This is a genomic window from Acinetobacter sp. CFCC 10889 (assembly GCF_003268395.1).
Lineage (GTDB): Bacteria > Pseudomonadota > Gammaproteobacteria > Pseudomonadales > Moraxellaceae > Acinetobacter.
Window position 1 is genome coordinate 1 of sequence record NZ_LQXQ01000238.1, and the last position, 15,286, is coordinate 15,286.

At 37.6% G+C, this 15,286-nt stretch carries 14 protein-coding genes and 1 pseudogene; 8 read left to right on the forward strand and 7 right to left on the reverse strand.

The window, feature by feature from the left end; genetic code table 11:
- Positions 1 to 42: 42 nt before the first annotated feature.
- Positions 43 to 657 (reverse strand): TetR/AcrR family transcriptional regulator, encoded by a 615-nt coding sequence (locus AVJ19_RS21480; RefSeq protein ID WP_111861449.1) that lies wholly within the window; start codon positions 655 to 657, stop codon positions 43 to 45.
- Between the two features lie 107 nt (positions 658 to 764).
- Between AVJ19_RS21480 and AVJ19_RS21485 the strand changes: the two genes are divergently transcribed.
- Entirely contained in the window at positions 765 to 1,973 is a 1,209-nt protein-coding gene (locus tag AVJ19_RS21485) for an oxygenase MpaB family protein (RefSeq protein ID WP_111861450.1), read from the forward strand.
- A 53-nt stretch (positions 1,974 to 2,026) separates the two neighbouring features.
- On the opposite strand, the gene AVJ19_RS21490 is transcribed toward AVJ19_RS21485, so the two are convergent.
- The 4 genes from AVJ19_RS21490 to def all read right to left on the reverse strand — a co-directional run bounded on the left by AVJ19_RS21490 (position 2,027) and on the right by def (position 6,486).
- Entirely contained in the window at positions 2,027 to 3,205 is a 1,179-nt protein-coding gene (locus AVJ19_RS21490; RefSeq protein WP_111861451.1) for a hypothetical protein, read from the reverse strand.
- 94 nt (positions 3,206 to 3,299) lie between these two features.
- Entirely contained in the window at positions 3,300 to 5,351 is a 2,052-nt protein-coding gene (locus AVJ19_RS21495; protein WP_111861452.1) for a TonB-dependent copper receptor, read from the reverse strand.
- A gap of 71 nt (positions 5,352 to 5,422) precedes the next feature.
- A complete protein-coding gene (locus tag AVJ19_RS21500) occupies positions 5,423 to 5,863 on the reverse strand; it encodes a DUF2946 family protein (protein ID WP_111861453.1) in 441 nt (146 codons plus the stop codon).
- Between the two features lie 92 nt (positions 5,864 to 5,955).
- Complete coding sequence (def, locus tag AVJ19_RS21505) at positions 5,956 to 6,486, reverse strand: peptide deformylase (protein ID WP_111861454.1); 531 nt, start codon at positions 6,484 to 6,486, stop codon at positions 5,956 to 5,958.
- Between the two features lie 122 nt (positions 6,487 to 6,608).
- Between def and AVJ19_RS21510 the strand changes: the two genes are divergently transcribed.
- Genes AVJ19_RS21510 through AVJ19_RS21520 form a run of 3 tightly spaced genes read left to right on the forward strand, consistent with a single transcriptional unit; the run spans position 6,609 to position 9,541 of the window.
- Positions 6,609 to 7,763: a LysM peptidoglycan-binding domain-containing protein gene (locus tag AVJ19_RS21510; RefSeq protein WP_111861455.1), complete on the forward strand. Its 1,155-nt coding sequence runs from the start codon at positions 6,609 to 6,611 to the stop codon at positions 7,761 to 7,763.
- Between the two features lie 33 nt (positions 7,764 to 7,796).
- On the forward strand, positions 7,797 to 8,930 hold the full coding sequence (dprA, locus tag AVJ19_RS21515) for a DNA-processing protein DprA (RefSeq protein ID WP_111861456.1): 1,134 nt from the start codon (positions 7,797 to 7,799) through the stop codon (positions 8,928 to 8,930).
- A 41-nt stretch (positions 8,931 to 8,971) separates the two neighbouring features.
- Positions 8,972 to 9,541: an L-threonylcarbamoyladenylate synthase gene (locus AVJ19_RS21520; RefSeq protein WP_111861457.1), complete on the forward strand. Its 570-nt coding sequence runs from the start codon at positions 8,972 to 8,974 to the stop codon at positions 9,539 to 9,541.
- Between the two features lie 466 nt (positions 9,542 to 10,007).
- Here AVJ19_RS21520 and AVJ19_RS21525 read toward each other — a convergent pair whose 3' ends face one another.
- Positions 10,008 to 10,904, reverse strand: coding sequence for a DMT family transporter (locus AVJ19_RS21525; protein ID WP_111861458.1), 897 nt, complete (start codon positions 10,902 to 10,904; stop codon positions 10,008 to 10,010).
- Between the two features lie 140 nt (positions 10,905 to 11,044).
- The gene (locus AVJ19_RS21530; protein WP_228203431.1) at positions 11,045 to 11,698 is read right to left on the reverse strand and encodes a TetR/AcrR family transcriptional regulator; all 654 of its coding nucleotides are present in this window, start codon (positions 11,696 to 11,698) and stop codon (positions 11,045 to 11,047) included.
- Between the two features lie 125 nt (positions 11,699 to 11,823).
- Between AVJ19_RS21530 and AVJ19_RS21535 the strand changes: the two genes are divergently transcribed.
- From AVJ19_RS21535 to AVJ19_RS21550, 4 genes and pseudogenes are all read left to right on the forward strand, one after another.
- The gene (locus tag AVJ19_RS21535; protein ID WP_111861459.1) at positions 11,824 to 13,053 is read left to right on the forward strand and encodes an MFS transporter; all 1,230 of its coding nucleotides are present in this window, start codon (positions 11,824 to 11,826) and stop codon (positions 13,051 to 13,053) included.
- 34 nt (positions 13,054 to 13,087) lie between these two features.
- Positions 13,088 to 13,849: an AraC family transcriptional regulator gene (locus AVJ19_RS21540; protein ID WP_111861460.1), complete on the forward strand. Its 762-nt coding sequence runs from the start codon at positions 13,088 to 13,090 to the stop codon at positions 13,847 to 13,849.
- 87 nt (positions 13,850 to 13,936) lie between these two features.
- Positions 13,937 to 14,440, forward strand: coding sequence for a hypothetical protein (locus tag AVJ19_RS21545; RefSeq protein ID WP_162626711.1), 504 nt, complete (start codon positions 13,937 to 13,939; stop codon positions 14,438 to 14,440).
- 139 nt (positions 14,441 to 14,579) lie between these two features.
- Positions 14,580 to 15,127: pseudogene (locus AVJ19_RS21550) on the forward strand (glutathione peroxidase).
- The last annotated feature ends 159 nt before the right edge of the window (positions 15,128 to 15,286 follow it).

The window sequence follows — 15,286 nt, forward strand, 5'->3', positions numbered from 1 at the left end:
AACAAAATATCAAATCTTTGTTTTTATTGTAATTTTTATTTATTATTTTATTTCACTTATATTTTCTACTTCTAAATAAGCCAAAATCATCATCGTTAATTCTTTCTTAAGCTGTTGTTCTGAAATAAGAAAACTATTATTACTCACATAGCGCATCATGGTGAATAAAGTACTGTTAATGATTACAAAGGATTTATTTTTCAACATTTCAAAACTCCAATGCTGAAAAAACTGATTAAACACATAGATCCCAACTTCAAAAAAATGTTGCTCAACAATCTGTGCTGCATCGGAATTAATATAACCATGCCAATGTTTCAGCACCTCTATAAAAAACCCTCCATCCGCTTTCATCATGTCAAAACCAAATTGGATACTGATCGGAATCAGTTGTTCTAATGGCATTTGTTCTTGTTGGGTCGCAAGTTGTTTGAGTGCCATTCCTAAGTTTTCACTCTTTCTACGTAATAATTCTTGGATGATTTGTTCTTTATTTTCAAAATATTGATAGATAGAGCCGACACTGACACCTGATTTTTCTGAAATCTTGGGTGTGGTCAGTTGTTGTATGCCCTGTTCTGCAATACATCGCTGTGTAGCTTCCAAAATATCATTCACAATCTGAATGGCTCTTTGCTGTTGTGGTTGTTTTCTCATTTATTGTCTCTTTTATTAGAGGTTTAGCGTATTTTTTAAATGCGAATTGAATGCGAATAATTATTCATATTAAAGTTTGACTAAATAACAATCAATATGAGAATGTCATGTCAGAACAAATAATTGCAAAACGTTTGGCATCATTTGAAAAAATGCGCCACAGTGATTTGATTTCAAAAGTTTTTCATCAATTCACCGATCAGAATTTTATTCCTACTTATGATGACTACCTTGCACTGAATCAAAGTCTATTCACAGGCGATGTTGCGATGGATCAAGTCATGCAATGGGTGATGGAGAATCCACGGCGTAATCGCAAATTATTTGAAACTGCGCTGTATCAAGGCGTTGAAAAGCTTGATGTTGATGAGCCGATTCTAACGGCGTTTTTCAATTTAGTGACTACACCACCTGCATGGCTTGAACCAGAAAAATTAACCACAGCAGTTAATTTTACTCATCGACTTGGGCATAACACTACGTTTATTTTACGCGATGCGGCGTTGATGGTCGGTTATCAGTTCCCGGGCTTTAATCAACCTTTGATTATGACGGGTGCATTGAGTCAATATGCAGGAAAGCGTTTGGCTGAAACACAAAAATGGTGGTTGGATGTCAATCAACATCATAGCTTTGAGCGTTTTAATACAGGCTTTACCTCAACCATTTATGTGCGTTTTATTCATTCTTTAGTACGTTTTCAATTGAATAAATCTAAAGATTGGGATCATGAATTTTGGGGTACACCCATTAATCAGTATGATCAAGCCATGACCAATATTGCATTCAGTGGTTTGTTGTTAATCGGTTCTCGTGCTTTGGGCATTTTCCCCAGCAAAACGGAATCGGAAGCTATATTACACTTTTGGAAATATGCTGGATGGTTAATGGGGATTGATGAAAAATGGTTAGTGAATAAAGAGTCTGAAGGATGGAAATTATTACACTGGATGAACTATGCGCATCCTGCGACCGATGACAGTAGTCGTCAGTTAGCAGTCAGCTTGTCCAAAGAGCCTTTTGAACGACAATATCCGCATTTTAAAACCTTTTTACAGAAGAAAGCCTATCGGAATCATTTGGACATTACCCAATTGTTTATTGGTAAAAAGAAAATGAAAGCGCTCGGTTTAAAACCACGCCCTGTGGCATGGTATCCGTTATATTTATTTGCCAAGAATACCGTTATTTATCGTAGTGCTCGCCATAACTCACGTTTAGAGCAGTTTTTACAGCGTCATGGTCGAACGCAACAGGAATATTCCAATACTTTATATCAAAATGCAGGTCAGCAATTGGCAAGTATGCATCAATAATTTTTCAGCTGTGATACGACTGTACATGCTCTCCCACAGTCGTATCGCCTTTTTTAACTCTTTTCCAATCGGTTTTTATGAATTGTCATCACTACATCACTAAACTCAGCTAAAACATAATTGATCCAAACTTTGCTATACCAATTAAATTCAGTCGAAACACGGTAATCAATAGTTAAAATAAGCTTAGTTGTTTGATCATCAATTTTTTCAAGCTGATAATCAGTTTTGAGCAAATCAAAATATTGTCCACCGACTTCAACATGGTCATCCAAAGAACCTTTAGGAAATGAGTTTTTGTTGAATTGATAATCCCAACTCAGTAAATAAGGTGAATGATTTGCCAATACTTTTTCTTCAAATTTCACCCCACGTTCCCATTGGATCGTACGCACCATTCCTTCGGCTTTTTGTTCAGTCATACCAAAAATCGGCTTTGGAAAACCCATGGTAAAAATAAAACTATCAGGAACTTCTTCTACTTTAATTTGACCAATCTGATTAATTGCACGAAAAACTTCAGTTTGAGGTGCATGAATAATCATTTCTCGTTGGGTTTGTCCAAAATAGTCACTGCTTTGTTTTGGTAAAAAAGCAATTAACAAAAGTGGTAACAATGCCAAAGAATAAATTTTCTTTGTTGGTTTCCATAAATATTGACAGACACTACGCATGAGCAAAGCACCTATGATGAGTGCTGCTAAAAGCAATGGCGATGCCATGATCACGCAAATTGTGCCTTCTTTGAGTACAAAAACACTCACTATTAACAGAATAAGCATGACCCATAATTGGGTTTTTAAAACATTTTTGATACTTGCAACACGTTGACTACTGACGCTACGCACATATTCAAATAAAGCGCCCATCACAAAAGGCATACTGATGAGAAATGTCGCTGATAAAAATGAATCTTTAGATTTAGCAAAAAATGCAGTGAGTAAAAATATGCTAAATAAAAGCAAAAAAGGCATACTGCGTCTAAAAAAACTTGTTTTGCGATATTCTGCTTCACAGGCTTTATTTGTTTGATGCGAAGCAAGACACAGTAAATAAAGCGTTTCACCCTGCTCTTTGCGCAGTAAACGATAAACTTTAAATGGCTCATCTGTATATTTTTTTAGTGCCACAGCTAATGCTGCTTTATGATGTTCATCCCAGTGCAGAGCTGAGATTTCATATTCTTGACATGCAGCTAATGTACGAGCAATTTCATCAATATCGATTGTCATTTCTAAGATTAAACGCTTTATTTTTATAGATTTTGACAGAAGCCACTGTATAAAAACAATGGCTTTTGTGCTGAATTATTTGAGAGTGTGTTGCTTAGAACTTCATACTGATCCGCGCCCAGTAGTTACGTCCAATATTATTGAACTGTTCTGTGCTCGCAAAACCAAATCCTGAACTACCTGCTTTATTCAAATGCTCTGTATAAGTCTTATCTAGGACATTATCCACACCAATTGCGAGATTAACATCATCCACAAGGTTATAAGAAGCGTTCAAAGCCAGTGTATTGAAACTTTTGCTTTCCGCCATATCATAGCCCACGATATTACCTTGATTAAGGCTAATGCGATCTTGTTTTGCCACAACACGCCACAACAACCCAAGTGTATATTTATCTTGCACATAGCGTAAGTTAAAACGCCCTTCTAAAGGTGCAATTTGTGGTAATGGATCATTACTGTCACTGTTCTCACCCCATGCATAAGCAAGGCTCACATCAGACTGTAATGCATCTGTAAAATCATAACCAATCCCAGCTTCTGCACCTGCAATAGTTGCATCAACATTTTTAGCACCTGCACTAAAGCTAGAGCCGTGCCCATGCCCTGTTGCATGATTATGATAGCTCAGCAAAATATAGTCATTGATCAGACCTGCGTATGCAGATGCCCATGATTTAAATGCGCCATGCTGATGTTGATAACCGAGATCTAACTGCAAAGTTTTTTCAGTATCCAAATCGTTGAATGTCGGTTTTGACATTCCGCTATTACCATGAGCAGTGCTAAACAATTCCCAATAATCAGGTACACGCTCTACATAACCCAAGCCAATATAGGTTTTAGCATCATGTTCAGGATGTTGATTTTCCAAACGAATAAAAGCACTTGGCAGAGTTTCTTTACGGTCATCATTAAGTTTAATGGCATCAATTTTCACGTGGTCAATTCGAGCACCTGATACCAACTTATAATGATCATTGAATTGATATGCTAATTCACCAAATGCACCATAGGAATTAAATTTCATATTGGTACTTAATGGCATATTCATCATCATTGAGGTCATACTGCCTGCATGATGATTTTGTTGTGAATCTATCCCTGTGATCAAACTCAATTTATCCCATTCAGACGTTACAGCAAGTCGTGAATTTAAAGTACGGCGTGTCACTTGCATTTCAGATGGATTCGGCATTTTCATTTTATGCCCACCATGATCCATTTCCATCATTGGCGGTGTACGTAATCTGAAGTTATCCATCACATGGTCGTTATAACTATAGTTGATCTGTCCTTCGACTTTTTGAATCACATCAGTGACATTTTTCTTTTCAAAACGCAGCCCCAAACTTTCACGGGCAAACTTCGATCCATCCATGTCACGCCCTGCATACAACGCTTCACCATCTGATTTGCCGCCAGTCAGTTCTACCCATGTATCGGTATCAGGTGTCCAACCCAATGCAAGATCAGCATTCCAACGCTCCCAAGCAGATGGAACAGTATTGCCATCACCATCTTGATAACTGTTTGATTCTGAACGTCCTGTGTTTAAACGCATATATTTTTGCTCATCACCCACAATGGCTTCAATATTTTGGTCAATACGTCCATAAGAACCCATCAATGCACTGGCTTGTCCTTGATATTTTTTCTCATCAGACAGTTTTGGTTTTTGACGTTCAAAAATCACCGTTGCTGCCGAGCCTGTATTGGCATATTGCACCGTTTGTGGTCCTTTGGTGACTGTAATTCGGTCAAAACTTTCAGGTTGAATATAAGAAGTTGGAGCATCCATACGTGCAGGACATGCACCTAAATTTTCTGTGCCATCGGTTAATATTTTAATTCGTGAACCAAACATTCCCCGAAAGGTCACATCACCGTTAGTACCACCATTTTTAATTGAACTAAAACCTGCAATGCTTTGTAAATAATCTGCACCATCGGTTGCAGGTACTGGCTGAATCGGCTGTTTTGGATCAGCTCGAACGATCAAGCCATTGGCATCATTGGCTTTTTGTGCAGTTAATACCACAGGTGCTAACTGTTGTACCTCTTGTTCTGCTTGAACACTACCTGAATAACACGCAACACAAATCGCAGCCGTCAGTGGCTGTAAAAAGAATTTTGGCTGAGCCATTTTCATTTCTCACTTAAATTTTAAATAAAACTCGACTGGAGCCTATACAGACCCAGAAAAAAGAATTGGATTTAAACGAAAAGTGGTGGGGCTCGCCCTTGAGGAATGAGAAATAAACGCTGTAAAACAAACCAAACATGGCTAAATGTCTGTTGAAAAGCGATTAAACGGACTTGGATTCGATCCAAAACCTGTTTCACCTCAAGTTCAGGAGGCAAAACCAAATTGCCATATACAGTACAGTACTGACATTGATGGTTGGGATCATGGTGATCATGCCCAAGACTGGCAGATTTCACCTGCATGTCATGAATAGAGGATTCATGAGAAGTATGTTGATGGTGGGTTGAATGTTGATGTTTTTGATAAAAATTGGTTTGTATCAACGCTTGGGAAATGGTTTCACAGACCGGTGCAATTTGATATTGCTTCGGCAACAAAGGCTGTAAAAAAACAGCAATCTGTAAAAATACTGCCAATGTACTGAGCAGTAAGCCATTCCTTAACAACATTTCAATAGGTTTAACCCAACATTTTAGTTGTTACAGTATAACAAAGCCCAATTAAAATTGGGCTTTTATTCAACAAAATCTCCTACAAAGCATTAACGTTTTGCTGGAACTTTCTGTTTTTCACGCTGACGCACCACTTTTTCCACTTTTTCACGTGCACGTTGACGTTTTAATGGTGACAAATAATCGACAAATAATTTACCATTTAAATGGTCGATTTCATGTTGAATACACACTGCGAGTAAACCATCCGCTTCAATTTCAAAAGTTTCACCTTCTAAATTGAGTGCTTGGATTTTGACACGTGACGGGCGTTCAACTTTATCGTATATTTGAGGCACAGATAGGCAGCCTTCCTCATAAGGGAGGGTTTCCTCTGTAAGCGGGGCGACTTTGGGGTTAATGAAGACCATAGGGTGATCTTGATGTTCAGATAAATCCATCACGATGAGCTGAATATGATGATCTACTTGTGTTGCAGCCAAACCTATACCAGGTGCAGCATACATGGTTTCAAACATATCTGCCGCAAGCTGACGGATCTGATCCGTCACTTCATTGACTGGTTTTGCAATGGTGCGCAAACGGGGATCAGGAAAACTTAAAATAGGTAATAAGGCCATACTTATCCTCACTTGCTATGCCATTGATCTAAAAAACTAAATGAAGAATATGCTTCATTAAATAAAAGTGTGTAAGATGCAATTATAACGTATTTATACGCATAATTTCAGGAATTATGATAATGATAAAGTTTTTCAATGGCATAAACATTAATGCCACGGGGTTTAGAAAGCAGGTTTTGGCTATGGCATTGTGCGTGAGTGCAGGTGTAGCTGTAGTGGACATTGCACATGCGGCACCTAGTCCAAATCAAAATCCTCCTTCTCTAAAAGCTAATGCGCCACATGTTTATGTTGTAAAACGTGGCGATACCTTGTGGGATATTTCAGGCAGATTCCTCAGTAAACCATGGCGCTGGAAAGAAATTTGGGCAAGTAACCGTCATGTTAAAAATCCACATTGGATTTATCCTGGTGATAAGTTATTGCTTTGTAGCTTAAATGGTCGTCCACTCATCGGTGTAGATGAAGGTGATGGCTGTGATGGTATCATTCGTCGCCATCAAGGCGGTGCATCTCTACATCCACAAGTTCGTGTCGAAGCTATTGGTAATACCATTCCAATCGTTTCCAGTGCAGACATTAAACCATGGTTAGAACATAGCATTATCGTGTCACCAGAGTCACTCACAGGTGTACCTTATATCTTAGGTGCAGCCGACAATCGTGTGATCACAGGCGCAGGTCAAACCGTCTATGCTCGTGGTAATGGTTTAGTTGTTGGGCAACGTTATGGCGTTTATCGTCAAGCAGAACCATATATGTTCCTTGATGAAAAAGGCAAAAAATACAATGCTGGTCAAGAACTAAGTGAAGTTGCTTCAGCCGTTGCAGTTGCTGGTGAAAATGACATTACCACATTAGAACTAACAAATAGCTATAACGCTGAAGTACGTAATGGTGATTTTGTTCTCCCTGTTTATGATTATGATTTACCTTCAATTTTCTACCCAACAGCACAAAATGAAGTACTTTCAGGTGGTAAAATTGTCCGTGTACAAGGCTCAATCGGCACAGGTGCAGTAAATGGTGTCGTCACTATTGATCGTGGTCGTATTGATGGTGCAAAAGCTGGACAAGTATTTAGCATTTACCAGCAAGGTGAAGTAGTACGTGATCCAAAAACCAAAGAAGCAATCAAACTCCCTAACCAGAATGTTGGTACTTTGATGGTATTTAAAACCTTTGACCGTTTTAGCTATGGCTATGTGCTTGATAGTGCCCTACCAATCAAAGTTGGTGCTGCGATTCAAACACCTGCTATCGCGGACAACTAAACCCTAAAAGCAACTTAAAAATGTGATGCGCGCATGTTGAACTTTATATCTGATGTGCAATTAGACACCATCAAGTTATGGTATTTGGTTCAACATTCTAAGCTTGCATTTCGTAGTCTCGAAACTTACTTTGGTTCAGTGGCTCAAGCTGTTTCGAGTGAAAATTTAGCACGTTGGTCTGAGGTAAATGTTCATAAAAACCATGTCCAACGTGCTCAAGATTTTTTAACTGATCAAGGACAAACCGCATTTTATGCTTGTCTTGAAAAATTAAAGCAACATAGTGATTTTATTCTTTTGGATCATGATCCCCATTATCCACAGCAACTGCTACCCTATTCGGATCATCCACCTATTTTATTTGGACAAGGTGCTTGGCAAAATTTAGCTCAACCACAAGTTGCAATTGTGGGCAGTCGCAAACCGAGCCCACACGGTAAACAAGTCGCTTATGATTTTGCTTATTATCTCAGTGAAAAAGGCTTTTTTATTACCAGTGGTTTGGCTGAAGGTATTGATGCTGCGGCACACACAGGCGCACTGAAAAATTTACGCACCATTGCTGTAGTAGGCACAGGATTGGAACAGGTCTATCCCTCTCAAAATCGACAATTACATGCACAGATTTTAGATAATGCAGGTACTATTATTTCTCTGTATTTGCCAAACACGCCACCGTTAAAATCAAATTTCCCACGCCGTAATCGCATCGTCAGTGGTTTAAGTTTAGGGGTTTTAGTGGCTGAAGCTGCCCTAGAAAGTGGTTCACTCATCACTGCACAAGCCGCAGCAGAACAAGGTAAAATCATCTTTGCAATCCCCGGTCATATTTATAGTGAATATCATCAAGGTTGCCATCAATTGATTCGTGAAGGTGCAATTTTGGTGGATCATCCTGAGCAAATCATTGAAGATTTGGCTTTACCCACGCATTGGCATTGTAAAAATACTGAAAAAAGCGAAGAAAAAGAAAAGTTACCCGAATTACCTGAGCATTTATTTCAACTCTATCAGCAGCTTGATTGGGTCGGGCAAGAGATTGATATTCTTCATCAAAAGCTTAATTTAGATATTGCAGTTTTAACAGGCTATCTAATGGAATTAGAGCTTTTGGGCTTATGCATTCAACAATCTGGCTTGTACTTACGTTGCCGAGCGAGTCATTAAGGTTCACAATAGTCCTTTAAAAACTGACAAGGTGAAGATCCATGATGACAACCTCAGTTGCTGAAGCTGCTCAAATTCTGCGTCAAGGCAAAGTACTTGCTTATCCGACAGAGGCAGTATGGGGCTTAGGTTGCGACCCAATGAATGAACAGGCATTTTTAGAAATTTTACGGCTAAAGCAGCGTCCAATTGAAAAGGGTGTCATTTTACTTGCGGGACAAATTTCTCAAGTTGAACATTTATTGAAAAACTTAGCGCCGCAAATCCGCCAACAAGTCATTGAAACTTGGACACATCGCACACAAACTGAACGTGCAACTACTTGGCTTCTCCCTGCTGATGAAAGTATTCCACAATGGATTAAAGGTGATCATCCCCAAGTTGCAGTGCGTGTCACCACACATCCCCTCTGTACAGCATTATGTAATGCCTTTAATGGTTTTATTGTTTCAACCAGTGCTAACCCAGCGGGTTTAGAACCTGCACGTTCATTACAAGATGCTAATCGTTATTTTGCTGCCCAACTCAACTATTTAAATGGTGATTTGGGACTAAGTCAGCAACCAAGCCGCATTTTAGATGCAATTACAGGTGAAGTGATTCGGGCTTAATGCTTATTTTAGACTCGAAATCGATCTTTTAAAGCTTTAGATAAGCATATAACTAAAGCTTTTTTTTATTTGAAAAAGCCAATAAACTTTCACTAAATTTCGGGCAAAAAAAAGCTCAGCCATATAGGGTCGGCTGAGCATAAAAAAGGATGTGGATCACATCCAGAGGGTATAAAAAATTGGCTTAAACAACTTTTCAATGACATTTCGTGCCATGTTGTCTATGTGTGTATTATGCTATAGATTCAGTCTTAATACAAATTTCATCTATATTTTACAAAATCTAAACGACACTCCAATCCAAGTAAATCATTTGGAATTCAATAAAATTAAATTGCTCTATTTACTTTATATTTTTTAAAAAGCAGCATATCAACTTTTAACCAAGTCCTGATTAATAGCTTTTAGCTCTCAATCGATCAAAATAAAATATAAAAAATTTTTAATATTTTATACCGTTTGGTTATTAATTCAACGCTTTGACTTTTTTCTGTGCAAGTACAATGCCCAGTAAAATAATTAAACCACCAATGCTGTGATAAATCGTCCATGCTTCATTAAGCCAAAAAAAGGCGATAATGGCAGTAAAAACGGGCATAAGATTTATAAAAATACTGGTTCGATTGGGTCCTAAATGCTGTACGGCTAACATCCAAACAAAGGGTGCAATCAAGGATGGAAAAATCCCCGCATACAACACGCTACCAACATTATTTACATCAATACTTTGTAGCCCAAACCATGCAATAAATGGCAAGTGATAAATCAAAGCAAAACCAATTTGAATATATAGACTGATGAGAAGTGGTACTTGTAACTGCCATTTTTTCAGGAAAACCCCATAAAAAGCATAGAAGAACACCGCCAAAATCATCACGAAATCGCCCGAATGTCCACCTAAACCGAGCAAACTGGCAAAATTTCCTTGTGCCATCACATAAACTAAGCCAAAAAATGACAAAATGCTGCCAATCACTGCAAAACGATTGGGAATTTCATGCAAAATCAGCATAGAGACAAAGATGGTAAAAACAGGAATAAAGGCATTAATGATGCCCATATTGGTTGCAGAAGTATGATGTGCTGCTGAATAGGCTAAACCTTGATATAGCACCATGCCAAAAGCACTAAGAATGGCAAACTGCCAAAAATGTTGACGAATCAAATGACGATTTTGCCACATTTTCTTTGCCATAAATGGCGTCAAAATAATAAATGCCACCAACCAACGATAGAAACTGATACTTACAGGTGTAATAAAATCAGCAACATAACGTGTCACTGCAATATTCATTGACCAGATTAATACGGCAATGATCGGTAAGCTAAATGCCCACCACACTGTGCTCGTTTTTGCATTCATCGTTCAAGTCACATTCAAAGAAGACCTGTTCTATTTTAAGCAAGTCTAAAAACTTTTAAATATCGTATTTCAGACATTTATATCTGAGTTTGGACACGACAGATTGGATTTTTTCTTGAACAAGAAACTTCGCAAATCGTTTATTTTTCAAAGAGACTCCATGCTTGCATCGCATGCTTCACCACTTGATTCAACTGCTCTTTTTCCACGCCATCTCGAGCTTGCAAAGTTAAACCTTGGATCACAGTACTATAAAAATCTGTCATTTCTTGTACATTCACCTGCGTAGACAAATCACCCTCTTGCACACCTTGTGCTAAGCGTTGGTACAAACGCTGTTTCACTTGCTGTCGTTTTGACAATAGATCTTGTTGTAAAGGCTGATTTTCTTCTGAACAATTCATCGCCGCAACCACCAACATGCAACCTGTTGGTTTATGATCTTGCACTAAACGTTTGATATTTTCATACAAATATAATTCTATAGCGATTTTTGCTGTTTTGGCACTTTGGAAAATTGGTTCAATTGGACAAGCTTCATGCTGCAAGTAATATTCTAAACAGCGTTGAAATAATTGCGATTTATCGCCAAAACTGCTGTACAAACTGGGCGCAGATAAATTCAATGCCTGTGTTAAATCACTCATAGACGTGGCTTCATAGCCATATTCCCAAAATAGCAACATGGCTTGTTGTAATGCTTGTTGTTCATCAAAGCATTTTGGACGACCACGTTTACGTTTAGTCACCGTTTGTTCTAAATCTTCAGATGCTGCAATTTTCTGCTCTGTCATAAACTTCACATATTTTTTTATAACAATCATTATTAAATTAATTGACATTGGCTTTTCAATCAAATATTTTATTTTTGTAACGATCATTATTTAAAGAAAAAATTCCCTATAGGAGTTACACCCCCATGTCAGCGATAAATTCTTCTTCTTTAAACAATACACAAGACTCTCCCCCCAGTGAAAATGGCAGTTGGCTTGCTCTAATCACAGTTGCAGTCACTGCTTTTGCATTGGTCACCAGTGAGTTTTTACCCATTGGCGTTTTGAATGCGATTGCTACTGATCTCAATGTTTCTGTTGGCACAGCAGGCTTGGTCATCACCTTACCCGGGATCATGGCAGCACTCGCTGCACCGCTTGTCCCAGTTTCAGTCAAAACTTTAGATCGGCGTTATTTACTGATTGGACTCACAGCGATCATGGTTATTGCGAATGTCATCACCGCAATGTCTCATAGTTTTGAACTACTCCTCATCAGTCGGTTCATTCTCGGCATTGCAATAGGAGGATTTTGGGCGACTGCGATTGCTTTAAGTGGAAAATTAGCTCCCTCACATTTACCTATTGCCAAAGCCACAGCGATTGTTATGGCAGGCGTCACATTAGCAACAGTATTGGGTGTGCCAATCGGGACATGGCTCAGTGAGTTTTTTGGTTGGCGAACCGCATTTTTATTAACTTCTATAGTGGGTGCTATCGTTTTACTTTTAGAGCTTTTGTTTTTGCCTGCACTCAAACCCAGTTCAGCGATTCATTTTCGTGACCTCCCTGCTTTACTTAAAGAGGCTAAAGCACGTAAAGGTTTGATTATTATTCTTTTAGTCGGTTTGGCGCATTTTTCTTCTTATAGTTATCTCGCACCATTTTTTAAAAATGTCGCAGGTTTTGACGGTGCAACCATTAGTTATTTGCTCTTGCTCTATGGTGTAGCAGGTGTTTTTGGTAATGCCTTTGCAGGTTATGCAGGTAATCTCAATGTGCGCTATACCTTTGCTTTTGTCAGCCTATGCTTTGCTGTGGTCTATTTCTGTTTCCCAATATTTGCAATTTATAAAATAGGTGCAATTATTTTCACTGCACTTTGGGGCTTCTCATTTGGCGCATTTCCAACCACTGCCAATATCTGGATGTTTGTACATGCACCTCATGCTGTTGAAAAAGGCATGCCTTTATTTGTTGGATTTTTCCAAGTCATGATCGCTGTAGGTTCATTGTTTGGTGGTTATATTGTTGATCATTTTAATGCCAATATTTTACTGTATAGTGTTTTAAGCTTTATCGTGTTGGCTTTGCTTTCAATTTTCACATGGTCACGTGGGCTGAATAATCCTAAAATCAGTTGTGAAAATACATAACTTTTGGAATTCAAATTTAGGAAATATGTGCTTAATGGACAATGTAAGCCAACTCAGTCAATGGATTGAAATTGAAGAATTCCATTATAAAAAAGATGATGTTGTTACTCCCCATAGCTGCTTATGGGGGGATTTTAATTTTAGTTTAAATGGCTTACTTGAGTTTTCCATTGATCAACAATGCTATTTGTCCCCACCCAGTTATGGCATTTGGATTCCACCACAAACTGAGCATTGCTCGATTGCTTTGGATCTACACAATACGCACTTTATTTGTATTCGTATTCATCCCCAATTATGTCAGCAATTTTCTAGTCGTTGCCAAACATTGACTGTACAACCTTTTCTCAGACAAACTGTACATGAAATTTTAGTACAGCAAAAAAGTCAAAATTCTTCACAGCAATATCAACAGCATTTGTTACAAATACTCTTAGACCAACTCACTTTTGCACCTTGCTATGATCAGTATTTACCACAAAGTCACCATCCTGTTTTAGCTCCTATTTTACAACAATTGGCTGACTCTACTCGATTTTCTGAAACGCTACAGCAAATTTTAGCAGCATTTGAACTGAGTGAACGGCATATTTTAAGGCTAAGTCAACGTGAACTTTCGATGTCAGTCTCCGAATGGCGTAATCGCAGTAAAATTATTTATGCCATTACCCAATTACATCGTGGTCATTCCATTAAAAAAATTAGTTTAGCCCTAGGTTATAAGCAAAGTTCGAGTTTTATTGAATTTTTTAAGCGTTATACAGGGCAAACACCGACACAGTTGCTTGAAAAATAAAAACTTTATTTAAGATGCGTCATGATCACAATAAAAATGATAAATTCCGCTAAAATATAATTCTTTTTAAGATTTGAAAAAATGACAATGAAAAAAATCTTTTTCTTATTTGTATTCCTTTTTATACAAGTATCAGTCGTTTCTGCAACGACTATTCCCCTACAACCCAAAAGAACTCAGCCACTGATTCCCCAAGCAAATACAGTGATCAAAGATGAATTTTCTACGATCGAAAAACTTTCCGCACATAAAGCCAAAGAAGCGTTAACTTTACAAAATGAAGTGATACAGGCTGCACAAAAAAGTGATAAAGCAGCATTACAAATGATTGTGAATAGAATGAAAAAATTTGTCGAAGATTTTAATCAAGAATTAGATACGCTCACTTTAAAAAGTCCAGAGGTAAATAGCATCCGAACTAAAACCAAGCAAATAAATAATTTAAGTATTCAGCTTTCTGAAGAAGGTTTAAGGCATTCACCTGATTGGGAAAAAATCGAAGAACTACAAGTTGAAGCAATTGAATTAAAAGAAATATTATCAACAGAAATTCTTAATGTGCAAAATAAAATAGACACTGTAAATCAATAACAGCACATACAAAAAAGCAAAACCCATGATTTTTTTGTCTTAAATTGTATGATTCTGACAATTATATCTTGCTGAAAATGTGAATAATCGCTACAACATTAAAGCATAATATTTTTGAAAATGACTTTAGGACAACAACATGAGCGCATCCGTTTACGACATTCCAGTTCAAACCATTCAAGGTGAAAACGTCACTCTCAATCAATATCAAGGCAAAGTTTTACTCTTAGTTAACGTGCATCGAAATGTGGACTTACCCCACAATATGAAGGCTTAGAAAAACTCTATCAAACTAAAAAACAGCAAGGTTTAGAAATTTTAGCTTTTCCTGCAAATAACTTCTTAGCACAAGAACCTGGTTCTAATGAAGAAATTCAACAATTTTGTTCATTAACCTATGATGTACATTTTCCACTTTTTGCTAAAATTTCAGTCGCAGGTGATGATAAACATCCTCTATATGACACCTTAATTCATGCTATTCCTGAACGTATCGGTGAAGGTCCGTGGTGGAAAGACTTGGTAGATTATGGTTTAACACCAAATCCAAAACCAGAAGTACTTTGGAACTTTGAAAAATTTTTAGTCAATAAAAATGGCGAAATCGTAGCTCGTTTTGCACCAGATATCACAGCAGATGATCCACGTATTGTACAAGCGATCGAAGCGGAACTTGCTAAAGCATAATTTCCAACTCAATATAAAAAAAGATGGCTATAGTCATCTTTTTTATCCATTAAACATATAGAGAATATAAATAAAGTAATAAACTGTTATCTCTTTGCAACAATCCTATCTTTATCCATAGTTCAGTTTTATATTGAAAATCATAAGATTATTTTTGAA